Here is a 22,759-nt window from a genome sequence, read left to right on the forward strand (position 1 = left end):
AACCGCTCCCGGTGCCAGCCTCGCCTGGTGCTGGATCCGCACGCCCTCGACGAAGGAACACACCATGCCCGAGCAAACCCCCGCCCAGCGCGCCGTCGGCGACATCGCCCCCAAGCTCGCCCAGCTGACCGATGACGTCCTCTTCGCTGACGTCTGGGAACGCCCCGAGCTCTCCAAGCGCGACCGCAGCCTCATCACCGTCGCCAGCCTCGTCACTTCGGGCAGCACCGAACAGCTCGTCGGACACCTCGCCCGCGCCAAGCAGAACGGCCTCACTGAGACCGAGCTCGTCGAAGCCCTCACCCACCTCGCCTTCTACGCCGGCTGGCCGAAGGCCATGTCCGCCCTGCAGGTCGCCAAGCGCGTCTTCGCCGAGTGAAGTCTGGCCGGCTACTGGTCCCCTCCACCGCGCTGCTGTGGGGGCTGCAGATCGCGTTCCTCAACCCGGCCTTGGCGCTGATCCTGGTCAGCCTCTACGACGCGACCACCGCCGAGGTCGGCGTCGTCCTCGCGGTCTACAACGCAAGCGGGTTCATCGCCTCCCTGGTGGTGCCCGCCTACGCCGACCGCCACGGCGACTACCTGCGCCCGATGGTCGGCTGCGGCGTCCTGACCCTGCTCCTCGCCCCGCTGCTGGCCAGCACCACCTCCCTGCCCGTCGCGGTCCTCGCCCTGGTCCTGGTTGGTGGCCCTGCCGGGGTCGGCAGCAGCCTGCTCTACGCCCACCTCCGCCACGCCGGCGCGAAGCCGGCCGACATCGTCAACACCCGCGCCATCGTCTCGATTGCCTGGGTCGGAGGACCGCCGCTGGCCACCCTCATCATCGGCATCCTCGGCGAACGAGCGATCCTCCTCGCCCTTGCCGCCGTCGCCGTCCTTGGCATCACGGCTACTGCGGCTCTCTCCGCCCAGCACCGACGCACCCTCGCGTCCGAGAGCTCGGCGGGCGCCAAACCAACGTTCGAGGAGGAGGACCTCGGCCTCAACCGGACTGCGGTCGTCCTGGTCGTGGCGGCCTTCGTGCTGCTCCAAGCCGGGAACGCCACCGTCACCTCGATCCTCACCGTCTACGTGACCGAGACCCTGCGCGTCGACGTGGTCTGGGCGGGCATCGCGCTCGGAGTCGCCGCTGGCCTCGAAGTGCCGGCCCTGATCCTGATCGGCCGACTCAGCTCGCGCTACTCCAGCTTCGGACTGCTCACCACCGGCACCCTCGCCGGCATCGCCTACTACCTGGGGGTGGCCGCGACACCCGGGCCAGTCCTCCTGCTCATCCTGCAACCCCTCAACGCCTGGGCGTTCGCCGCGATCGCCGGCGTCGGGCTGCCGCTGTTCCAGCAGATGATCCCGCGGCCCGGGCTCTCGACCGGGCTCTACATGAACACCCGCCGCATCGGTGCCATCGTGTCTGGGCCTCTGATCGCTCTCGGGTCCCTCACGGTGCTGGGTAATCGGGGCATCTTCCTCGGCTGCGCCGTCGTCACCGCCGCAGCACTGGTCGTCATCAGCGTCGCCAGCCGACGGCCAGCGCAGAGGCCTCAGGTAGCTGACTCGACTACGTGACCAACGTCCCTGCTGCTCGCGGTAGATGACCCTCGGCATGTCGTTCGTACCTCTTGGGTCAGCAAGCCACGGGTTCTGTCAGGGGCGTGTGTCATGCTTGTCTTAGCAGATTGAACGCGCGCCACAAACACCACGGCTTAATGCCTGGGGGTCGGCTCCCCACCCTGGCCTACGGGTCTACACACACTCGCCGCACAAAACGCCTCACTTGCTGCGCTGGCTGCCAACACCTCTGAACTGTTGCGTCTCGGTGCGGCTGCGAACCCCCGCATCGAAGGCCTCGCCCCTCTCGTGGCGGCGGTAGTCGGCCACCCTCAAGACCGGGTGTGCCGCGCGGCGGGTTCGCACTAGCCGCGCGGCACACCCTCTGGGTGGTGATCGTCACCGTGGACCTCTCAACGCTCGAGCCCCGACCTGCGGCTGACCACGACCGCGTCTGGCGGCGCGACGACGATGAGGACTCTGACCGCGGTGTCCTCAAGCTCGACAACCTGAGCCCTGAGGTGTCGCAGCTGGTCCTGGCCCGGCTGGTGTCGAAGAACTTCGGCGCCTGGGCCGACACCCTGGCCAGGGTCGGCAACTGCGTCCGACCGGTCCGACTCCGCGGAACCTCCGACCGCATTGACCCGACGACCGGTGAGGTGCTGTCGAGCTTCTCCAGCACCGATCACCCCTTAGGGGTGGTGCACGTACGGTGCGGGAACCGTCGGGCGTCGGAGTGCCCGTCCTGCTCCCGGCTCTACGCCGCCGACATGTTCCACCTCATCCGCGCCGGCGTGACCGGGGGCAAGACCGTCCCGGAGTCGGTGGGCGATCATCCGCTGCTGTTCGTCACCCTCACCGCCCCCTCCTTCGGCCGCGTCCACACGTCAGGTCGGTGCCACCCCGCCGACACGACCCGCCGGTGCCCGCACGGCCGCCCGCTCGACTGCGGGGTCGTCCATGCCGAGGGCGTCGAGGGCCGAAGGGCTGCTGGCCTGCTGGGGCAGCCGCTGTGTGCGGACTGCTATGACTACGCCTCGCACGTGGTGTGGCAGTGGTTTGCCCCGGACCTGTGGCGCCGGTTCACGATCGCCCTGCACCGCAGCCTCGCCCACCACCTCGGCATCCCCGCCCTCGCGCTGCCGGAGGTGGCGACGGTGCAGTACGCCAAGGTGGCGGAGTTCCAACGCCGCGGGGCCGTCCACTTCCACGCCCTCATCCGCCTCGATGGCCCCCGCACCACCGACGGGGTCACGAATCCGCCGGGTGCGGTGACGGCCGACCTGCTCGCCCGCTTGGTGACCGAGGCGGCGTCTGCGGTGCAGCTGCACGTGCCCGCGGTCGACGACCTGGACGTGCCCCGACGGCTGGTGTTCGGTCGTCAGCTCGACGTGCGGGTCGTCCGTTCCCACCGTCCCGATGACGACCAGGCGCTCACTGCGGCCCAGGTTGCCGGCTACCTGGCCAAGTACTCCACGAAGACCGCCAGTGACGACGTCGCGACCACCACTGCCCACCACCGCCGGCTGCATACGACCATCGCCGACCTGGACCTCCGCGCCCAGGTGGCCACCCTCGCCACCGGTCACAGTCCCTACCAGTTGTTGGGGCACTGGGGGCGGATGCTCGGGTTCCGCGGCCACTTCGCGACCAAGTCCCGCCGTTACTCGATCACCCTCGGCCAGCTGCGCCGCGCCCGGCAACGCGCTCAGGCGCGCATCGCTGCCAGCCGTGCCACCGGTACCCCGCTGGACCTGGCGAGCCTCGAAGCTGACCTGCTCGCTGATGAGGAGGAGAGCACCCTCGTCGTCGGCCGCTGGTCCTATCTCGGCTCCGGCTGGGCCGACGAGGGCGAGACCGCCCTGGCCACCGCCGCTGCCGCACGAGCCCGCGAGTACGCCCAGGAAAGAGCGGCGCAGCGTAGGACTCCAGCTCAGTGACGACGTGGAAGGTGGAACGGATGGCGCAGATCGCTGACCGGCTCTGGTCGGTCAAGGACGTGAGTGAGTACCTCGGGGTGCCGGTGCACACGCTGTACGCGTGGCGCAGCGCGGGCACTGGTCCGCCTGGCCGGAGGGTGGGCCGGCTCCTGCGCTACCGGCAGCAGGATGTCCGCGACTGGGTGGCCTCGCTGTCCACGGAGGTGGCTTGATGAAGCCTCTCGGGCTCGGCGAGCACGGCGGGCTCTCGGTAGTCCGAGAGGGATCGGGCTTCGTCGCCTACCTGCGGTACCGCGACCACGCCGGTCGGGGCCATCGGCTGAAGCGGGCCGGCAAGTCCCGCGCAGAGGCCTCGCGAAGGGCGCTCAAGGCCTACAGCGATGCGTTGGGGATGACGGGTAGTGCGGATTTCACCGCTCGCAGCACCTTCGACGAAGCGGCCGCCCTGTGGTTGGCCACGTTCGAGGGTCAGGTGCAGCGCGGGGCTCGGTCACCCTCGACGTTGGACGAGTACCGCTACCTGGTGAAGCGGGTCATCTCGCCCGGAGTCGGGTCGCTGAGACTGGGTGAGCTGACGACCCCGCGGCTCGACCGGTTCGTCCAAGCGGTGCTGGCTGACCGCGGCTACGCCACGGCGAAGCTCACACGCTCGGTGCTGTCCGGGATCTGCGGCTGGCTCGTTCGTCAGGGGGCCATCGTGAGCAACCCGGTGCGCGACCTCACGCCTCTCGAGCAGAACCGGGACAGGACGGCTCGGGCGCTGTCGGCCGAGGAGGTGGTCTCCTGGCTGGCGCTGCTCGACGCTGACGACTTCGCTCGGCGGCTCGAGCTGCCGGAGCTGGCCCGCTTCATGCTGGCCACCGGGCTTCGTCTCGGGGAGGCGCTCGGGGTCACCTGGGCCGATCTCGACCTGGTCGTCGGGTCGGTGACGGTGCAGCGCACCATCATTCGCGTGCAGGGGCAGGGGCTGGTGGCGAAGCGGGTGAAGTCGCGGGCGTCTGAGCGCCGACTGTTGCTGCCGTCGTGGTGCGTCGACCTGCTCAAGGCGCGTCGGGTGCGGCTTGGCGCCTTCGACGGTCCGGTGTTCGCCGACGCGAAAGGTGGTTGGCGGGACCGGAGCAACGTCGGCAAGGCCTTCCGGCGGGTGCGGGACGGGTCGGACTTCGAGTGGGTGAAGACTCACACCTTCCGCAAGACGGTGGCGACCCTGCTCGATGGCAGCGGCGCCAGCGCCCGCATGATCGCTGACCAGCTGGGCCACTCGCGGGTCTCGATGACACAGGACGTCTACCTCGGCCGGCGAGTCGCCAACGCAGGCAACCTGGCTGCCCTGGAGTCCTATGGGCCCTCGCCGACTGACGCCGACACGGAGGGCAGTTGATGCATTCGTCCCCGCATTCGTCCCCGGTGACAGCGTCCGTAGGGCTAGCGTCGGCCTCAAGTAGCGCTGGCTAGGTGTTTTGTAGGCCCCGTGGGACTCGAACCCACAACCCGCGGATTAAAAGTCCGCTGCTCTGCCAGTTGAGCTAGAGGCCCGAGACATCGAGGCGTCGACCGGAACCCTGTGGGGAGCTCCCCCTCAGACGTGCCGCCGGACCCCTGTGCCCGGGCCCCATCATGGCAGACCGTGCCGCCCTCGACCGGACCGGTCAGCGGCGCAGGTACCCGGCGACACCGCGCGCCAGGCCGGCCGCGTACACGTCGTCGCAGAAGCGGTCGGAGCGCATGTGCTGGGCGTCGGTGGCGTTGAGCATGTTGCCCAGCTCGACCATCACGGCGGGCGCCGCGCTCAGGTTCAGGGTGCCCATGTCGTCGCGGGTGTCGTAGCCGTCGCCTCCGTAGTAGTTGGCGCGGGGCACCCCCGCCCTCCCCAGGCCGGCCCGCACGTGGCTGCTGAGGGTGCGGGAGTCGCGGTGGATGTCGTCGGTGATGCCCTTCCGGTAGGCGGGCCGGATGATGAAGAAGCCGTGGAAGCGGGCCGGGGCGCTGTCGGCGTGGAGGGAGACGAGCACGTCGGCGTCGACCTTCCCCGCCATCCGGCCCCGGACGTCCACGCACGGGCCCCACGCGCGCTTCGAGTCCGTGGTCCGCGTCAGCCGCACGGTGGCGCCCTGGGCGACCAGCCGGCGCCGCAGGTGCTCCGCCACCGCGAGGGTGAACGTCGACTCCGGGTAGTGCCCGCTGGTCGCGGCCCCCACGCTGTTGCACGGCTTGCGGAGCCCGCCGGCGTCCACCGGCCGGTTGATCTGACGGAGGTGGGTCGCGTTCCCCAGCTGGTGGCCGGGGTCGATGAGCACGACCTTGCCCGCCAGTGGTCGTGAGGCGGCGACGGCAGGCGCCGCGGCGGCCGGGCTGCCCGCCGGCACCAGGACCGGCGCGGCCGCGGCCAGCAGGGAGGCGGCGGCCGCCAGGAGGCGACGAGCAGGGGACACGGGGGGACCTTCCGTCAGCAGACCCCCGAGGCAGCAGCTGATGCTAACCGCGCCGCGCCGCGCCCCGGCCGCCGGCGGTACGAGCCCGACGTCCTCAGCCGATCCTGAGGGGACCCACGGCCGGAGCTGACGGCGGCCGGAGGTGCCCGGGTCAGCCTGGGCCGACCGCTCGACGGCCCCCGACGTCCCCAGGAGCACCCGCATGAACCGACTGACCGGCGCCCTCGCCGCCGCCGCCCTCGTCTCGTCCGTCTCGGCAGGGCTGACGTTGCCCGCCCACGCGGCCCCGGAGTCCGGGCCCACGGCCCGCTACATCGTCCGCACCGACGCGGTCGGTGGCGCCGACGACGCGGCGCAGGACGTCCGCCGCCTCGGGGGTGACGTCGAGCACGTCTACTCCGAGGTCTTCCCGGGCCTCGCGGCGACGCTCACCGCCGACCAGGCGCGCCGCCTGCGCGCCTCCGACGAGGTCGCCGAGGTCGTCCCCGACCGCCTCTTCCACGCCACCGGAGTGCAGACCAACGCACCCTGGGCCCTGGACCGCCTGGACCAGCGGCCCGTCGCCGGCAACAAGACCTACCGCTACGACACCACCGGTGAGGGCGCCTTCGCCTTCGTCCTCGACACCGGCCTGCGGTTCGGGCACCAGCAGTTCGGCGGACGGGCCGTCAGCGGCTACGACTTCGTCGACCTGGACGACGACGCCTCCGACTGCGACGGCCACGGGACCCACGTGGCCGGCAGCATCGGCGGCGCGGGCTACGGCGTCGCCAAGGGCGTCACCCTGGTCGGGGTGCGAGTGCTGGACTGCGAGGGCGCGGGCTACGCCAGCGACATCATCTGGGCCCTCGACTGGGTGGCCGAGGTCGCCGCCGACGTCCCCGCCGTCGTCAACCTGAGCCTCGGCGGCCCCGCCCTGGACGAGCTGGACGAGGCCGTGGAGCGGACGGTCCGGGCCGGCATCCCTGTCGTCGTGGCCGCCGGCAACGAGAACGGTGACGCCTGCGACGTGAGCCCGGCCCGGGTGCCCGCCGCGATCACCGTCGCCGCCGTCGACAGCGCCGACCGGCGGGCCCGCTTCTCCAACCGCGGTCGCTGCGTCGACCTGTTCGCGCCCGGCGTCGCGGTCCGCTCCGCCTCCAACCTCTCGAACACCGCGACCGAGGTGATGAGCGGCACCTCGATGGCCGCGCCGCACGTCACGGGGGCCGTCGCCCGCTACCTGGGGGCCCACCCGACCGCGACGCCGGCCCAGGCGGTCGGGGCGCTGACCCGCACCGCCGGCGCGGACGCCGTCCGGGACCGGGCCGGCTCCCCGGACCGCCTGCTCTACACCGGTCCGGTCACCGCCCCCGGCAAGCCGACCAAGGTCGCCGCGAAGAAGAACGACCGTGCCAGGACGGCGACCGTCTCCTGGTCGACCCCCGTCGCCGACGGCGGCAGAGCGGTCACCGGCTACCGGGTCACCCGCAACGGGAAGGACGCGCGCGGCCAGGGTCCCGTCACGGTGACGGTCTCGGCCGGGACGCGGAGCCACACCTTCCCCCGGCTGCGGAAGGGCTCGGCCTACACGTTCACCGTCCGGGCTGTGAACGCGGTGGGCGCCGGCGCGCCGATGAGCACCTCGGTCCCCAAGCTCCGCTGACCCAGCGGTCCCCGTCGCCTGGGACGCACCAGCCACGTGCCGGCTGGCCGTCAGGCCATCCCTGGGGCGGGGCCCCGCACCCCGGTCCGGCTCCGGAGCAACCGGACCGGGACGTTCGTCATGTGACAGTTGGGACGACTGTTACATGACTGAAACAACAGGAACGGCGATCCATCGGTACTGTCTCCCGCGTGGTCCGGTACACCGCAGCCGACGGCTGCTGACCTGCGGGGGCAGGGCGGACCCATCCCCGAGCGAGGCGCCGCCCCGCTGCACCGCACCCGGGCGACCGGGCGACCGAACGAGGACCTCCCCCATGCTCCGCAAGCTCGCACTCCCCCTCTTCAGCCTGCTCACCCTGCTGGGCCTGGTGGTCGTCGCTGCTCCGGCCCACGCGGCGCCGGCCCCCGTGCTCCCCGTCGTCGACATGACGGCGCTGACGGCCGCGGCCCACGTCGAGGGCTACCGGGGCAACCAGCCGGGGCTCGGTGACGACCCCTCCACCCGTCTGGTCCAGCGCGCCCTCACCGCCAAGGGCTTCCGCGTCGTCGCCGACGGCCACTACGGCCGCGCCACCACCGCCGCCTACATCAAGTACCAGCGCTCCCTCGGCTACAAGGGGGTCGACGCCAACGGGATCCCGGGTCCGCAGTCGCTGGCCCGGCTGGGCAAGGGTCGCTTCGCGGTGGCTCGCGTGGTCCAGGTCGGCAGCCGGAACGACCGGTACGGCACGAAGCGCGTCAACTCCCGGACGCGCCAGATGCTGACGGCGGCCGACGCCACCCTGGCGTGGAAGATCACCGTCTCGCAGGGCTCGTACTGCATCCTCACCAAGGCCGGTTGCGCCAAGGCCTCGGCCGGCACCCACGACGCCGGCGGGACCATCGACATCAAGGTGAGCAGCCTCAGCACCACCGAGCGCTGGAAGACCGTGCAGGCCCTCCGCAAGGTCGGCTTCGCGGCCTGGCTGCGGCTGCCCAGCCAGTGCGGCGGCTGCTGGCCCGCCCACATCCACGCCACCGCCATCGGCGACACGGACCTGTGGCAGAAGAACGGCCGCTACACCAACCGCGACCAGGTCGCCGACTACTACGTCGGCCGCAACGGCCTGGCCGGCCACGCCAAGGACAACACCCCGACCCGCTACCGCGCCCCCTTCACCACCTGGGAGCGCTACGCCGGGATCGTCTGAGCCCGGCACCGGCCCACCGGGTCAGACGCCCGCCGACCCTGAGGGGCGGCGGGCGTCCGGCCGGCAGGAGCGGTCAGGACTCGAAGCCGAGGGGCAGGTACTGCTCCACGTTGTCCTTGGTGACGACCGGCGCGTTCAGCACGATGCGCTTGGGCACCTCCACCTGGACCAGGTCCGAGAGCCCCTTGTTCTGGGCGATCAGCCGCGCCAGTCGGATCCCGTCCGCAGCCTGGGTGGGCGGGTAGATGACGGTGGCCGCCATCTCGCCGTCCTGGATCCACTTCATCGCGTTGGCCGAGCCCGCACCGCCGATGAAGGCGAACTCGTCCCGGCTCGCGTTGTCGAACGCGGCCTTGACGCCGACACCCTGGTCGTCGTCGTGGTTCCAGACGATGTCGATCTTGGGCGCGGCCTGCAGGAGGTTGGACGCGGCCTTCTCGCCCGACTCGACGGTGAACTCGGCGGCGACCCGGTTGTCGACGTCCTGCCCGCAGCCCTGGAGCGCGTCCTTGAAGCCCTTCGACCGGTCCTGGGTGAGCGGCAGGGAGTCGATGCCGGCGATCTCGGCGATCACCGCGTCCTTGCCGAGGTTCTTCTCCTCCACCACCTGTGCGCGGCCAGCCCTCAGAGCTTGTCGAACCACGGCTCCAGGCGCTGGTAGGCCTCCATGAAGAGGGCGTACTCCCCCGCGTAGCGGTCGTGGCGGGCCCCGTCGGGCGTCTGCGAGGTGAGCTCCTCGGAGAACCGGCCGGCGACCTCGAAGTCGTCGAAGATGCCGACGCCCACCCCCCCGACGATCGCCGCACCCACCGCCGTCGCCTCGTCGACCAGGTTCCGCCGGGTCACGGGTACGCCCCAGACGTCGGCGAACACCTGCAGCAGCAGCTGCGCGTTGGCGGCCCCGCCGATGGCGTCGACGGCCGTGATCGGGGTCCCGTTCTCGACGAACGCCAGCAGCCCGGTGTAGAGGTTGAAGGCCACCCCCTCGAGCACGGCGCGCGTCAGGTGGGCCGGACCGTGGTGGCGGCCGAGACCGGCGAAGACCGCCCGCGCCGCCGGGTTCCAGTAGGGCGAGCGCTCCCCCAGCAGGTGCGGCAGGAAGTAGAGCCCGTCCTCGCTGGCCTGCACGTCGGCGGCCTCGGCGAGCAGCCGCCCGTACCGGTCGTCCTGGCCCGGGGCGAGGGTGTCGATCACCCACTCCAGCGAGGCACCGCCGGCCTGCATGGTGGCGGTGGGCACGTAGCGGCCGGGGAGCACGTGGTTGAACGTCATGCTGCGCATCTGCGGGTCGTGCAGGGGCGCGTCCGCCGCCACGGACACCCAGGAGGAGGAGCCGAGGTAGGCGTAGGCCCCGGACTCCGGCCCCAGGATGCCGGCGCCGAGGGCGCCCATCGGGCCGTCCCCGCCCCCCATCACCACGGGCGTGCCGGCGGCCAGGCCGGTCGCGGTGGCCGCCTCGGCACTCACCCGGCCGACGACCGCCGTCGAGGCGACGATGTCCGGGAACAGCGACCCGGGCAGCGAGGACGCGTCCAGCAGCTCGTCGGACCAGCGCCCGGCCGCCTGGTCGTAGGCGTTGGTGCTGGAGGCGTCGGACGGGTCGGTGGCCAGCACCCCGGTGAGCCGGAAGGCCACGTAGTCCTTCGCCAGCACGACCTTCTCGGCGCGGGCGAAGGCGTCCGGTTCATGATCACGGACCCACATGATCTTGGACAGCGAGTACGTCGGGTTGAGCCGGTGGCCGGTGATCGCGTAGCCGCGCTCCATCCCCACCTTCTCCACCAGGGTGGCGGTCTGGGCGACCGAGCGCGTGTCGGCCCAGATGATGGCGGGCCGGACGGGGACCCCGGCGCCGTCCAGCAGGACCGCGCCCATCATCTGGCCCGAGAAGGAGACGACCTCGACGTCGGCCGGCGCGACGGCGGCCTGCGCCAGCAGGTCCCGGGTGGCCCGGCAGACGGCGTCCCACCAGTCCCCGGCGTCCTGCTCGGCCTTGCCGCGCGGGCCGAAGTCGGTGCCGTAGGTGGAGGTGACGGCGGCGACGACCCGGCCCGCGTCGCTGACCAGGGTCGCCTTGTCGCCGGTGGTGCCCAGGTCGTGCGAGATGATCATGGTCGCGGGAGCAGCTGGTAGCCGCGGTGGTCGGGGTTCTCGCGCACCCGGTAGCCCCCGCCGTCCACCTCGACCAGCGAGCGCATCCCGCCGGCCCGCTCGATGATCGCGTAGTCCTGGCCGGCGTCGGCGGCGTAGGTGAACAAGGTGGCGAAGCGCTCGTCGCCGACGTTGACGCTGCGGTGCACCCAGTGGCCGGGCACGTAGACGGCCTTGCCCGGGGTGACCTCGATGACGTGGCTCTGACCGTCGAGGGTGTCCAGGACCATCACGCCGCGACCACTCAGCCCGACGTAGAGCTCGGAGCGGTCGGAGACGGCGTGCAGGTGGCCGCGGGTCATCGCGTACTCCTGGCCGACGGTGCCGGGCTCGAGGACGCTGATGCCGGTGATCAGCCCACCCGGGCCGTCCTCGGTCTGCGTGGTCTCCACCCAGTACACGGGGCTGCCGTCGTCGGTCGAGAGGCGGTGGGCGTACGCGTCGGGGTCGCGGTAGAGACCCTCCAGGTCGGGCAGGAACTTCTCGTACCGGCCGTTGCTGCCCTCCAGCCGGCCCTCCTCGGGCCGCAGGGTCAAGGTCACCGGCGGCACCGGCCGCACCTCGGGTTCGGTCATGTCTGCTCCTCCGTGCTCACGGTCGTCCCGGTCCCGCTGAGCCAGCGGGCGGGGTTGGTCTCCAGCAGGGCCGTCACCAGGGCCGGTGAGGCCGCGCGCTCCAGCCGCGGCAGCACGCGCTCCCCCAGGTGGGCCAGGCCCGGCATCCCGCCGTACCCGCGGTAGCGGGTGGCCCGGGCCACGTCCCCGCCCAGCAGCAGGCGCTCGGTCGCGCCCTGCTCGGCGGCGCGCAGCAGGCAGTCCAGCAGCAGGCTGTCCGGCCAGCGCTGGCTGCGGGCCCAGCCGTCGTAGCCGAGGTAGGCGCCGGCGGCGGCCAGCTCGGCGTGCAGGCCCGGGTCGGGGTTGCGGTCGACGTGGGCCAGGGCGACGGCGGAGGCGGGCACGCCGAGCACCTCCAGCGTCGCCAGCACCTCGAACGTGGCGCTGCCGTGCTCCAGGTGAACCAGGACGGCCGCCCCGGTCCGCGCCCAGGTGGCGGCGACCGCGGCCAGCACCCGCTGCTCGAAGGCTCCGATGCTCCAGTAGCCGATCCCGGCCTTGACCACGGCCGCGCGCACCGGGCCGCCGTCCGGGCCGACCGCGCGAGGGCCCCGTCCAGGACCGTCGACGGCGGGCTGGCCGTCGGTGACGTCGGCGGTGAACCGCTCGGCCAGCTGGTCCTCGGTCAGCTCGAGCAGCCAGTGCCCGGCTCCGTAGTGGGGCTCGCGGTGGGCGCCGGTGGTGGCGACGACGTGCAGGCCGCTGGCCGCGGCGAGGCGGGCCAGCGCCTCGGGACGACGACCGAGCCCCGTCGGGGTGGCGTCGACGACCGCCGGGAAGCCGGAGGCGCGCAGCGAGACGGCCTCGACGAGGCTCCGGGGCTCGTCGTCCAGCGCGTCGCCGGGCAGCAGCGGGCTGACCTGGAAGAAGTGCTCGTGGTAGTTCGTCCTCCCCAGCGTCACCGCGGGGACGTCGCCCAGCACCGTGCTGACCGCCGGGTCCGGCGGGCCGGCCAGCGGGCTCACCGGTGCTCGGACGCGATCCGGCCGAGCTCGTCGACGGTCGCCGGCGGCATCGGGATGTCGAACACCTCGGCGACGGCCTGCGTCCAGCCGTGCACGAAGTAGAGCCAACCGTCCTCGACGTGCAGCCCGCGGGCGCCCTGCTGCGCCAGCGCCTGGTGCCAGAAGTCCAGCGGGCCGCGGTAGTTGAACTCCCAGACCACCCCGCGCTCGGGGAAGCGGACCGATCCCGAGACCGGGGAGCCGGGCCGGTCCTTGCCCATGCCGGTCGCGTTGACGACCAGGCTGGTCGGCGGCAGCTCCGCCACCAGGGCGTCGACGTCGTCGGCGTCGCGCGTGACGACGTAGCGGACAAGGTCCGCGGGCAGCCCGGCGCGCTGGTGGACGGCGCGGGCGTGGTCCAGCGGTTCCGGGGTGAGCGCGGTGCAGGTGATCCGCACCGGTCGGTCGGACCGGCCGCCGAGCTGGTGGCTGAGCGCGGTGCCGGCCCCGCCCGAGCCGAGGACGAGCGCCTCACCGCCGCCGGCGGCGAAGTGGTCGGGGGCCAGGAACTCCTCGAGGGCCAGCCGCGCGGTGACCGGGTCCTTGGCGCTGCCCACCAGCCGGTCGCCGCGCTTGGCGATGCACGAGATCTCCCCGAAGGTCTCGGCCAGCTCGTCGCAGTCGTCGAAGAGGTCGCGGGCGGCGGCGTGCACGGCCATCTTGTGGGTGGTGACCAGGGCGCCCCACTGCTCGGGGTCGTCACGGATGGCGGTGACGACGTCGCGGTAGACCTTCGGCGGGGCGTCCAGCGGCACGTCGTGCCCGACCAGCCGGCGGGTGGGGAGCCCGAGGGCGTCGGCCCACTCGGGGAACACGGTGCGGATCGACGAACCGGCGGTGCTCACCCCGACGAAGCCCATGGAGGAGGCGGAGCCGCGGGTCACGCCTGCGCCCCCCGTGCCCGGCGGGCGGCGTCGCTGAACTGCCGGGCGTTGGCGGTGATGGTCGCCCAGTCGCCGTCGGCCATGGCCGTCGCCGGGCAGAGCTCACCGCCGGCGCCGACGGCGACCGCCCCGGCCGCCAGCCACTCCGCGAGGTTGCCGGCGTTGACGCCACCGGTGGGCACGAAGTCGACCTGCGGGAACGGCCCGCGCAGCGCCTTGAGGTAGGCGGGCCCGCCGAGGGAGGCGGGGAACAGCTTGACCACGTGCACGCCGAGCCGGAGCGCGGTCATCACCTCGCTGGGGGTGAGGGCGCCGGAGAGCACGGTGACCCCGCTGCCGAGCATGGCGCCGGCGAGCTCGGCGTCCGTGCCCGGGCTGACCAGGAACTCCGCGCCCGCCTCGACAGCCTCGCGGGCCTGCCGGGGCTCCAGCACGGTGCCGGCCCCGAGGTGGACGGCGTCCCCGTGCCGGCGGCGGACCTCCCGGATCACGGCGGCAGCGTCGGGCGTGCTGTAGGTGATCTCGATGCCGGTGACGCCACCAGCCACCAGCGCGTCGGTGGCCAGGATGCCCGCCTCGGCGGTCGGGGCGCGGAGGACGGCGACGACGGTGGCGGCGCGCAGACCGCGGAGGTCCTTCGACGAGCTCGAGACGGCGTCGTCGGCGGCGCGGTCGGTCGGGTCGGTCATCGGCGGCCTCCGGGCAGCGGGACGAGGTGCGGCGGCTGGTCGCCCCGCAGGTGGGCGAGCACGGCGTCGACCGCGCCGCGGCCCATGCCGTCGACCGCCTGCACCGTCTGCGCCGCCGAGTGCGGGGTGAACAGCGTGCGGTCGAGCAGGTCGTCGGCGAGCAGCGGGTTGGCGTGGTCGCCGGACTCGCTGCCCAGCACGTCGGAGGCGTAGCAGCGCAGCCGTCCGGCGCGGAGCGCCCCCGCCAGGGCCGGTTCGTCGACGAGCGCGGCCCGCGCGGTGTTGACCAGGACGAGGTGGGGCCGGACGAGTCCGAGGAGGTGCTCGTCGACGACGACCTCCTCCCCCGGGGCGTGCAGCGAGATGACGTCCGAGCGGCCGGCCAGGGCGTCGAGCTCGACGCCCTCGATCCCGAGCCGTTGCAGCTCGGCCGGCGGCACCCAGGGGTCGAAGCCCAGCAGCGTGCTGCCGAACCCGCCGAGCCGGGCGGCGACGGCGCGGCCGATCCGCCCGAGGCCGACGATGCCGACCGTCAGCGTTCCGAGCTCGCGGGTGCGCTGGACGGCCCACCGGCCGGCGCGGACACCGCGGTCTCCCGGGGCCACGTCCCGGAGGGCGGCGAGCACGAGGGCCAGAGCGTGGTCGGCGACGGCGCCGGTGTTGGCGCCCGGGGTGTTGGTGACGAGCACCCCGCGGGCAGCGGCGGCCTCGAGGTCGACGGCGTCCACGCCGACGCCGTAGCGGGCGACGAGGTGCAGGCCGGGGGCGGCGTCGAGGTGGGCCGCGCTGACCGGGCCGGTGCCCGCGATCCAGGCCGTGGCGTCGGCGAGCAGGGGCCGGAGCACGTCGAGCTCGTGGGTGGAGGGCCCGGTGACGATGCGGCAGCCGGCCGCCTCCAGCTCGCCCGCCAGATCGAGGTCGCCGGAGGAGAAGGACCGGCTGGTGACCAGCACGAGGGGCGACGACGGCACCCGTTGAAGGTAGTCCTGTACGTACAGGAGGTCAACCACTACACTGCCCGGATGACCAGCGCGATCGACCGGACGTCGCCGCTGCCGTTCTACTACCAGCTGAAGCAGATCCTGCTCACCGAGATCCGCGAGCGCGACCTCGCGGCCGGCGACCGGCTGCCCGGCGACCACGAGCTCTGCGCCACCTTCGACGTCTCGCGGACCGTCGTGCGGCAGGCGCTGGCCGAGCTGGAGACCGAGGGCGTCATCGTCCGGGTCAAGGGCCGCGGCACCTTCGTCGCGCCCGAGAAGACGGCCGAGCGCCTGGTCCAGTCCCTCACCGGCCTCTACGAGGACGTCGCCGCCCGCGGCTCCCACCTGCGCAGCGAGGTGCGCCGCCAGGAGGTCGTGCCGGCCGACGAGCAGATCGCCGCCCAGCTGGAGATCCAGCCCGGCTCGCCGGTCGTGGTGGTCGAGCGGCTCCGCTTCGTCGACGACGAGCCCTGGGTGCTGGCCACCACCTACCTGCCCCACGACGTCGCCCCCGGCCTGGTGGACGACGACCTCACCGACCAGTCGCTCTACGCGCTGCTGGAGCGGCGCTACGACGTCCACCTCACCCACGGCCGCCGCGGGGTCGAGGCCGCCGTCGCCGGCGACGCGCTGGCCGCCGACCTGGCGATCAAGCCGGGCGACCCGGTGCTCGTGCTGCGCAGCACTTCCCACGCCGGCGACCGGCCGGTGGAGATGTTCGTCGCCTACCACCGCGGCGACCGCAGCCGCTTCGAGGTGACGCTCAGCCGCACCCGGCCGACCGACGCGCAGCTCGAGCCGCTGATGCGGGTCACCGCTCCCTGAGGACCGCTCCCTGAGCCTGGCGAAGGGCCCAGCCAACGCCGGACGTCGACTGCGCGCTCCAGCAGGCCCCCGAGGCGGGTGAGATCTGCTGTGGCGCGCACTCGGCCGGGGGCGTCAGGCTCGCCCGCTCCCCTCCATCCACGTGAGGACGTCGAGCACCCTCAGGACTGACACGTCCTCGGGCAGGGCCGCTCGGGCTCGGAGGTCGAGCAGCCGATGGTGAAGAGCGCCGCCATCGGCTCGCAGCGCAGCGTGCAGCGGGATCCACAGGTCGTCACCGCCACCCATCAGATGGTCCTTGATGACCGAGTCGAAGATCGGTATCAGGCGGGGACGCTTCCTCGCCATCAACTTGCTCGCCGTGGTCGGTCCGAGCTCGGGAAGCCCGCGCAGCGTCTTCCACAGCTCCCAGGCGCTCGGTAGACCGTCGCGATCGATCGACCGGAGTTCGACGAGGTCGAGATCCCTCGGGATGGCCTGCAGGTGGCGGTTGATCACGTCGGCCTGAGGCCCGAGGATCTCGACGACCGCCCGTCCCTTCACCTCGATCCCCAGCAGTGCGACGGATACCAGGTCGTCAGCGGTGAAGCGGTCGGCGTCCGCCTCCCGCCTCCCGTTCGGGTCGAAGGTGTCCCAGGCGCCGCCGGTGTACCCGGCGTTGTGACCGGACAGCGGAGCGTAGTAGCGGCGCAGGACCGTCGACGCTCGCTCCTCAGAGCCGGTGTCAAGAAGGGCAGGCAGGGTCAGGACGGCGGTCATGATCTTCCTTGTCGCTGGAGGTCCGGCCGACGCTAGCCTCCCAGGACCACCGCGTGCTGGAACTCCTGCACCCGCCGCCGAACGTGCAGCGATCTGCCGCGTACTCGCGGCACATCGCTGCACACTCCCGACGAGGAACCCTCAGATGTGCTGGACCCCCAGCCCGAGCACCGGCGCGACCAGCTCGAGCCGCCGCCGCAGGTCGCCGGTGGCGAGCACCGCGTGGTGCGAGGGCAGGGCCTCGACGTAGCGGTAGCCGTCCGCGACGCGCAGCACGGCGCCGTTGAGGCAGTCGGAGTTCTCGAACTGGTGGTAGCCCGTCAGGTCGGCCGGCGTCACGGTCAGGGTGTCCATCGTCGACGTGAGCTTGACGATCGTCGTGTCCCCCTCGGCGATCCGGGCGTCGAGGGCGTGCGCGTTGGGGTCGACGATCTCCAGCACCCGCGGCTGGACCGACCAGGACGTCGCGAACGACGGCGGCACCACCCCGAGGAAGCCGCAGTGGGCCACCAGGATGTGGTCCGCCGGCCGCTCCCGGACGGCCGGGAAGTACGGGATCTTCTCGTGCTTGAGCGCGGCGTCACCCATGAGGAACGGGTACAGGTTGGTCATCATCACCGGCGCCTGCAGGGTCTGCCAGGTGAGGAACTCCGTCATCATCGACGTCAGGTCGGCCTCGCAGCCCCACATCAGCCCGCGCTCCTCGAACAGCAGGCTCCAGGCCAGGCACGGCGTCGTCGGGGAGGTCATGGACTCGTTGAGGCAGTTGATGCCCGCGGCGATGACGTCGGGGGTCTCGTCCAGCTCGTCGGACAGCGCGAGGTAGAGCCGCAGCGCCTCGGCCCGGGCCCGCCAGGCCAGGGCCCCCAGCTCCACCCCGGAGGAGATCCGCTCGTGCGCGTCGACGACGCGCGCCTCGGGCACGGCCGCCGCCCGGGCCGCGAGCTCGCGCCACGAGCGCCGCTCCACCGTGACGCCGAGGCGCTCCTGGAGGTCGGCGACGCACTCCTCCTCCCACCAGTAGAAGCGCTTGAAGATGTCGGGCTGCATGCCGGCGCCGAGGTCGTCGAGGTAGGCCAGCATCCGCGAGCGCGGCAGCGTCTGGCGCACCGCCAGCCCGCGCAGCACGTCGACCAGCTCCTGCCGCGACGTCGGCGCCACGGTGTCGACGCCGCGTCGGCGCAGGTAGTCCCGGATCTCCCAGTCCCACATCGAGACCGTGCCGAACTCCGACGTCACGACCAGCAGCGGCACCCGGACCCGCCGGAACTCCTCCAGCAGGCGGTAGGCCAGGCCGCTCATGTCCGGCACGACGACGGCCGTGACGTCGTCGGCCACCGGGTCGCAGACCCAGGCAGCGGGCCGCCACTCGACCAGCCCGTCGGACAGCTCGACGAGGGCCGCCAGCTGGCGGGTGAAGGACTCCCCCGGCTCCCGCTCGAGCGAGACCGGCAGCAGGACCGGCCGGACCAGGGTCACCGCGGCGGTCACGGGACGATCACCGCCTTCACCACGGAGCTGTCCGCGACGGCCGCCAGTGCCTCGGCGTACTGGTCCAGCCCGAAGCGCTTGGTGACCAGGCCGCTCGGGTCGACGCGGCCGTTGCGCAGCGCGCTGAGCGCCCGGTCGAACGCGAACTGCTGGGCGAAGGAGCCCTTGATCGTCAGCTCGCGGCGGAAGATGTCGTACGGCGCCACCGGCCACTGCGCCGCCTCGGCCGTCATCCCGTAGACGAACACGGTGCCGCCGGTGCGGACCAGGCCGAGCGTGGTGCCCAGCACGGCCAGGGCCCCGGTCGCGTCGATGACGACGTCGAACCCGTCGGGCGCCAGCTCGCGCAACCGCGCCTGGGACCCCTCGGGGTCGCCGCGGTCCAGCTGCACCACCGCATCGGCACCCCGGGCCGTGGCCAGCTCGAGCTTGGCCGCCGTCGGCGCGGCGACCACCAGCCGGCCCGCCCCGGACCGGGCGAGCAGCGAGGTGAGGATCAGCCCGGTCGGCCCCGCGCCGAACAGCAGCACGTCCGCGCCGGGCGCCAGGTCCAGCATGTCCAGCCCGTGCACCACGCAGGCGACCGGCTCGGTCAGCACGGCGACCTCGGGGTCGAGGTCGTCGACGACGAAGCACCGGTTGGCGTCGGTCAGCACCTGCTCGGCGAAGCCGCCGGGCGCGTTGACGCCCTGCGCGACCCCGTGCAGGCAGTACGCCGGCCGGGCCCGCCGGCACTCGACGCAGTGCCCGCAGGCGGCGCAGTTGTCGACGACGACGCGGCGGCCCAGCAGGTCGGCGTCCACCCCGGCACCCAGCGCGACGACCTCACCGACGAACTCGTGGCCCGGGGTCAGCGGGTAGGTCGGGCCGAACTCGCCGACGTGCAGGTGGGCGTCGGTGCCGCAGACGCCGGCGACGAGGACCTTCAGCCGCACCTCACCGGGCCCGGGGTCGGGGACGGGCAGCTCGGCGACGCTGAAGTGCTCGGGTCGGTCGTAGACGACGGCGCGCATGGTCTCCATGACGGGTCCTTCCATCGGTCGGGGGTTGGCGGGGCCGGTCAGGCGAGGGTGTAGCCGCCGTCCATCAGCATCTCGGTGCCGCAGCAGAATCCGGCCTCGTCGCTGAGCAGCCACGCGGCGGCGGCGGCGACCTCGGCCGGCTCGGCGAACCGGCGCAGCGGGGTCACCGACTTCCACTGCTGGTGCAGGTCGTGCTTGCTGCCCAGCAGCGGGGTGTCGACGTAGCCCGGTGACAGGGCGTTCACCCGGACGCCGCGGGACGCCCACTCGTAGGCCAGCGACTTCGTCATGGCCACCAGGCCGCCCTTCGACGCGTTGTACGCGACCTGCTGCTGCGGGGTGTTGACGACGTGCGCGCCCGACATCGACGCGATGGTGACGATCCGCCCCGCGCCCTGGCCGAGCATCACCCGGCCGACCTGCTGGCAGGTGACGAAGACGCCCGTCAGGTTGACCCCGATCGTCCGGGACCAGACGTCCAGCCCCATGTCCTCGGCCGGCGTCGGCTCCTCCGACAGCCCCGCGGCGGCCACCAGGCCGTCGATCCGGCCGGCCGCCCCCACCACCGTCGCGACCGCGTCCGCGACCGAGCCCTCGTCGAGCACGTCCACCTCCACGAAGGTGCCGACGACGTCGGCCGGCCGACGGCGGTCGAGGGAGAAGACCTGCGCGCCGCGCTCCGCCTGCCAGGCGGCGCACGCGTGGCCGACGCCACCCGCCCCACCGGTGACGACGACGACCGAGCCCTCCGGCCAGCCGGCCATCAGGCGGCCGTCGCGCCGGGGGCGGTGTCGGACCAGCCCTCGACCGAGGTGGTCACCGAGGCGCCCGTGCGGATGGACTCGCCGAGGGCGAGGGAGATCTGGTGGTCCTCGCAGGCCTCGGCCAGCGGGTAGGGCTCCGGCCCCTCGCCGCGGGCCCAGGCCCCGGTGGCGGCCAGCAGGTCGGCGACGGCGAGGTCGTCCTCCGAGAAGCGGGCACCCGCGAAGGCGTTCCGCCAGACCACCCGGCCGTCGAAGCTGACGTGCTGCAGGTCGACGCCCTCGAGGTTGAGGTCGAGCCCGGCCTGCCGCCGGACCAGCGAGGACTCGACCGGGGTCCAGGGGTCGGCGAGCCGGGTCACCCGCTCGTCGACGATCTCGCCGCGGCTGCCGCGGACGACGATCCGCCGGGCGCGCAGCGGGTTCCACCACTGGTTGTCGGTGAAGTCGTAGAGCCCCATCCGGCCGTCGCCGAAGTCGAGGGTGGCCAGGGTGGTGGCGAGCGGCTCCGGCTCCGCGGACCCGGACCAGCCGGAGGGGCTCAGCGGGTTGGCCAGCGGAGCGGTGAAGGACTGGGCGTGCACCGTGACCGGCCCGCGGCCGACGCCGAGGAAACCGCGGATCATCGAGACCGCGTGGTACAGGTGAGTCGAGCTGACCTGCACCGAGCTGACGTCGCCGATCACACCCTCGCGGACGACGGCCAGCCGGGCCGCGTGCTGCGGCATCAGCAGGTACTGCTCCGCCACCTGCACCAGTCCGGTGTCGCCCACCGCCGCCCAGAGCGACCGCAGGCCGTCGAGGTCGGCGGCCGGCGGCGTCTCGGCCAGCACCCGGACACCAGCCCCGGCGAGCCGGGCGGTCGTCGGGCCCATCTCGCCCCAGGGCACGCACGGGATGACGAGCTCCGGCTCGGCGGCCAGCAGCTCCTCCTCACTGCCGAAGGTGGGGACGCCCCAGTCGCGGGCCACCTCGGCCGCCCGCTCCGGGCGACGGGAGATCACGCCGGTGACGGCGAAGGCCCCGGGGGCCTGGCGGGCCAGCCGGGCGAAGAACTCCGACCTCCAGCCGGTGCCGATCAGTCCGAAGCGGACGGGCGCCGGCGAACCGGCGTCGGGCCTGCGCGTGCTGGTCACATCACTCCTGTGTGCGTGCGGGTCGAGAGAGGCGGAGCCGAGGGGCCGGCCTCGCGAGCGAGCCGGCGGCGGGGAGGCGGAGGGTCTTGTCTTCCCCCGGGGTGCCGGGTTAGCATCCTGTCATTACAGGTTTCGGCCTGTCAATCACCGCGAAACCGGCTCGACCCGGAGTGACACCACCGCATCGTGCAGCTCCACTCGTGGTCATTGACAAACTTTCTTACATTGAGTTAGGAAGTGTACGCAGCCGGCGGCCGTCCCGTCCGGTCACCCACCTGAGCTCACGCAGCTCTCTCAACGAGGAGAACCATGCAGGACCAGACCGCGGCCCCGCAGGCCGTCGACACCACCTCGGCCGCCAGCAGCGCGACCACCCCGTTCCGCCGGCGCACCCTGCTCCGCGCCGCCCTCGGCGGCGCCGCAGTCCTGGGCACCGGCTCCCTGCTCGCGGCGTGCAGCAGCGACGACAGCTCCCCCTCCGCCGGCGGGAGCGGCAACGCCGGCGGCAGCCCCGCCACCGTCCGGATGTGGAGCTGGTACGGCGAGCAGAAGGACGAGTTCCCCAAGCTCGTGGCCAAGTTCCAGGAGGCCAACCCGAACATCAAGGTCGAGAACCGCGTGTTCGGCACCCCCGACCAGTACCTCCCCGCCCTGCAGGCCGCCGTCGCGGCCGGCGACGTGCCCGAGATCTTCGCCCCGCACACCCGGGCGCTGACCTACGGCACGGGTGGCATCTCCGCCGACCTCAAGGCCGACCTCGGCGACGCCTTCCTCTCCGACTTCTTCGACTCGGCCAACCAGGAGTACACCCTGGACGGCAAGCAGTACGCGATCGGCTGGATGGCCCAGACCTTCGGCCTGTTCTACAACCCGGACCTGCTGGACAAGGCCGGCGTGGACCCGGAGTCGCTCGAGACCTGGGACGACCTGATCGAGGCCGCGCCGAAGATCAAGGCCATCGACAAGTACGGCGTCTCGTTCAGCGCCAACCCCGGGACGAGCGCGATGGACTTCTTCCTGCCGCTGCTCACCCAGGTCTCCGACGACCCGACCTTCTTCCTCAAGCTCGACCAGGGCCTGGACGGGCTCACCTGGGAGGACCCGGTGGTGGTCCAGGCGCTCGAGCTGCAGAAGCGGATCGTCGACGCCGGCGTCTTCCAGCCGGGCACCACGGGCACCTCGGGCGACCAGGCGCCGCAGATCTTCTACACCGAGAAGTCCGCGATGCTGTTCAACGGCTCCTGGAGCCCGCAGGGCTTCATCCAGAACGCCTCGAAGGAGTTCGTCAAGAAGTACAAGGTGATGAAGAACCCGGCCATCGCGGCGGGGAAGAAGCACTGGACGGCGAACCAGGCCGGTGCGGGCTGGGCGGTCGCGGAGACCAGCAAGAACAAGGACGCCGCGCTGACCTTCATCAAGTTCCTCTACGACCAGGCGAACTACTCCCCCACCATGAACAACTCGAACTCGATGCCGGCCACCAAGAGCGCGGCGGCGGTCATCGAGAACCCGGTGATGAAGCAGATGACCTCCTGGCTGATCGAGGGCGAGGGCTGCCCGCACATCCCGTTCGGCAACGGCACCGTCGCGGCCGCGGACCCGCTCGTCCAGCTCTTCGAGGGCAAGGGCGACCCGGCCGCCGTGGCCAAGCAGATGCAGGCGGCCGTGGAAAACGCCAAGGGCTGA

22 protein-coding genes and 1 tRNA gene are annotated in these 22,759 nt (G+C 72.6%); 9 read left to right on the forward strand and 14 right to left on the reverse strand.

From position 1 onward, the window contains the following. Nucleotides 1-64: 64 nt before the first annotated feature. The 5 genes from BLT72_RS19380 (at nt 65) to BLT72_RS19400 (ending at nt 4,866) form a co-directional block, all read left to right on the forward strand. Nucleotides 65-379 carry a carboxymuconolactone decarboxylase family protein gene (locus tag BLT72_RS19380; protein WP_091415004.1) on the forward strand — a complete coding sequence of 105 codons (315 nt, stop codon included), beginning with the start codon at nt 65-67 and terminating at the stop codon, nt 377-379. After that, complete coding sequence (locus tag BLT72_RS19385; protein WP_091415007.1) at nt 376-1,563, forward strand: MFS transporter; 1,188 nt, start codon at nt 376-378, stop codon at nt 1,561-1,563. The genes BLT72_RS19380 and BLT72_RS19385 overlap by 4 nt, the downstream gene beginning before the upstream one ends. A gap of 374 nt (nt 1,564-1,937) precedes the next feature. Next, nucleotides 1,938-3,485, forward strand: coding sequence for a replication initiator (locus BLT72_RS19390; protein WP_157720575.1), 1,548 nt, complete (start codon nt 1,938-1,940; stop codon nt 3,483-3,485). A gap of 20 nt (nt 3,486-3,505) precedes the next feature. Further along, nucleotides 3,506-3,697, forward strand: a complete 192-nt coding sequence (locus tag BLT72_RS19395; RefSeq protein ID WP_091417928.1) for a helix-turn-helix transcriptional regulator — start codon at nt 3,506-3,508, stop codon at nt 3,695-3,697. After that, nucleotides 3,697-4,866, forward strand: coding sequence for a site-specific integrase (locus tag BLT72_RS19400; RefSeq protein WP_231930172.1), 1,170 nt, complete (start codon nt 3,697-3,699; stop codon nt 4,864-4,866). Before BLT72_RS19395 ends, BLT72_RS19400 begins: the two co-directional genes overlap by 1 nt. An 82-nt stretch (nt 4,867-4,948) precedes the next feature. On the opposite strand, the gene BLT72_RS19405 is transcribed toward BLT72_RS19400, so the two are convergent. Further along, nucleotides 4,949-5,021 (reverse strand) — tRNA-Lys (locus BLT72_RS19405). A 113-nt stretch (nt 5,022-5,134) separates the two neighbouring features. Further along, complete coding sequence (locus BLT72_RS19410; protein ID WP_157720576.1) at nt 5,135-5,917, reverse strand: N-acetylmuramoyl-L-alanine amidase; 783 nt, start codon at nt 5,915-5,917, stop codon at nt 5,135-5,137. Between the two features lie 202 nt (nt 5,918-6,119). On the opposite strand from BLT72_RS19410, the gene BLT72_RS19415 reads away from it, so the two are divergent. Beyond that, the gene (locus BLT72_RS19415) at nt 6,120-7,562 is read left to right on the forward strand and encodes a S8 family serine peptidase (protein ID WP_157720577.1); all 1,443 of its coding nucleotides are present in this window, start codon (nt 6,120-6,122) and stop codon (nt 7,560-7,562) included. A gap of 316 nt (nt 7,563-7,878) precedes the next feature. Continuing rightward, a complete protein-coding gene (locus BLT72_RS19420) occupies nt 7,879-8,754 on the forward strand; it encodes a peptidoglycan-binding domain-containing protein (RefSeq protein WP_091415018.1) in 876 nt (291 codons plus the stop codon). Between the two features lie 73 nt (nt 8,755-8,827). Here the strand turns inward: BLT72_RS19420 and BLT72_RS19425 are convergent, their stop codons facing one another. Genes BLT72_RS19425 through BLT72_RS19455 form a run of 7 tightly spaced genes read right to left on the reverse strand, consistent with a single transcriptional unit; the run spans nt 8,828 to nt 15,067 of the window. Then, a complete protein-coding gene (locus BLT72_RS19425) occupies nt 8,828-9,361 on the reverse strand; it encodes a substrate-binding domain-containing protein (protein WP_231930174.1) in 534 nt (177 codons plus the stop codon). Between the two features lie 17 nt (nt 9,362-9,378). Then, nucleotides 9,379-10,866, reverse strand: coding sequence for a xylulokinase (gene xylB, locus BLT72_RS19430; RefSeq protein WP_091415022.1), 1,488 nt, complete (start codon nt 10,864-10,866; stop codon nt 9,379-9,381). Beyond that, nucleotides 10,863-11,480 carry a glucose-6-phosphate isomerase family protein gene (locus BLT72_RS19435; RefSeq protein WP_091415026.1) on the reverse strand — a complete coding sequence of 206 codons (618 nt, stop codon included), beginning with the start codon at nt 11,478-11,480 and terminating at the stop codon, nt 10,863-10,865. The genes xylB and BLT72_RS19435 overlap by 4 nt, the downstream gene beginning before the upstream one ends. Continuing rightward, nucleotides 11,477-12,484: a phosphotriesterase family protein gene (locus BLT72_RS19440; protein WP_197677105.1), complete on the reverse strand. Its 1,008-nt coding sequence runs from the start codon at nt 12,482-12,484 to the stop codon at nt 11,477-11,479. Before BLT72_RS19440 ends, BLT72_RS19435 begins: the two co-directional genes overlap by 4 nt. Continuing rightward, a complete protein-coding gene (locus BLT72_RS19445; protein ID WP_197677106.1) occupies nt 12,481-13,407 on the reverse strand; it encodes a shikimate dehydrogenase family protein in 927 nt (308 codons plus the stop codon). The genes BLT72_RS19440 and BLT72_RS19445 overlap by 4 nt, the downstream gene beginning before the upstream one ends. Further along, nucleotides 13,404-14,096 (reverse strand): bifunctional 4-hydroxy-2-oxoglutarate aldolase/2-dehydro-3-deoxy-phosphogluconate aldolase, encoded by a 693-nt coding sequence (locus BLT72_RS19450; RefSeq protein ID WP_091415029.1) that lies wholly within the window; start codon nt 14,094-14,096, stop codon nt 13,404-13,406. Before BLT72_RS19450 ends, BLT72_RS19445 begins: the two co-directional genes overlap by 4 nt. After that, nucleotides 14,093-15,067, reverse strand: a complete 975-nt coding sequence (locus tag BLT72_RS19455; RefSeq protein ID WP_197677107.1) for an NAD(P)-dependent oxidoreductase — start codon at nt 15,065-15,067, stop codon at nt 14,093-14,095. The genes BLT72_RS19450 and BLT72_RS19455 overlap by 4 nt, the downstream gene beginning before the upstream one ends. A 51-nt stretch (nt 15,068-15,118) precedes the next feature. On the opposite strand from BLT72_RS19455, the gene BLT72_RS19460 reads away from it, so the two are divergent. Next, nucleotides 15,119-15,904: a GntR family transcriptional regulator gene (locus tag BLT72_RS19460; protein ID WP_091415035.1), complete on the forward strand. Its 786-nt coding sequence runs from the start codon at nt 15,119-15,121 to the stop codon at nt 15,902-15,904. Between the two features lie 114 nt (nt 15,905-16,018). Here the strand turns inward: BLT72_RS19460 and BLT72_RS19465 are convergent, their stop codons facing one another. The 5 genes from BLT72_RS19465 to BLT72_RS19485 all read right to left on the reverse strand — a co-directional run bounded on the left by BLT72_RS19465 (nt 16,019) and on the right by BLT72_RS19485 (nt 21,073). Further along, nucleotides 16,019-16,663 carry a DUF6308 family protein gene (locus BLT72_RS19465; RefSeq protein WP_091415038.1) on the reverse strand — a complete coding sequence of 215 codons (645 nt, stop codon included), beginning with the start codon at nt 16,661-16,663 and terminating at the stop codon, nt 16,019-16,021. A 141-nt stretch (nt 16,664-16,804) separates the two neighbouring features. Next, nucleotides 16,805-18,154, reverse strand: coding sequence for a hypothetical protein (locus BLT72_RS19470; protein ID WP_091415043.1), 1,350 nt, complete (start codon nt 18,152-18,154; stop codon nt 16,805-16,807). Next, on the reverse strand, nt 18,151-19,176 hold the full coding sequence (locus tag BLT72_RS19475; RefSeq protein ID WP_172826122.1) for a zinc-dependent alcohol dehydrogenase family protein: 1,026 nt from the start codon (nt 19,174-19,176) through the stop codon (nt 18,151-18,153). The genes BLT72_RS19470 and BLT72_RS19475 overlap by 4 nt, the downstream gene beginning before the upstream one ends. Before the next feature lie 38 nt (nt 19,177-19,214). Then, nucleotides 19,215-19,940 (reverse strand): SDR family oxidoreductase, encoded by a 726-nt coding sequence (locus tag BLT72_RS19480; RefSeq protein ID WP_091415050.1) that lies wholly within the window; start codon nt 19,938-19,940, stop codon nt 19,215-19,217. Continuing rightward, nucleotides 19,940-21,073, reverse strand: a complete 1,134-nt coding sequence (locus tag BLT72_RS19485) for a Gfo/Idh/MocA family protein (RefSeq protein WP_197677108.1) — start codon at nt 21,071-21,073, stop codon at nt 19,940-19,942. The genes BLT72_RS19480 and BLT72_RS19485 overlap by 1 nt, the downstream gene beginning before the upstream one ends. 309 nt (nt 21,074-21,382) lie before the next feature. Here BLT72_RS19485 and BLT72_RS19490 point away from each other — a divergent pair, with 309 nt between their 5' ends. Beyond that, nucleotides 21,383-22,759 carry an ABC transporter substrate-binding protein gene (locus BLT72_RS19490; RefSeq protein WP_091415053.1) on the forward strand — a complete coding sequence of 459 codons (1,377 nt, stop codon included), beginning with the start codon at nt 21,383-21,385 and terminating at the stop codon, nt 22,757-22,759.

Origin of the sequence: Friedmanniella luteola, assembly GCF_900105065.1 — a bacterium.
In the GTDB taxonomy this organism is placed as follows: domain Bacteria; phylum Actinomycetota; class Actinomycetes; order Propionibacteriales; family Propionibacteriaceae; genus Microlunatus; species Microlunatus luteolus.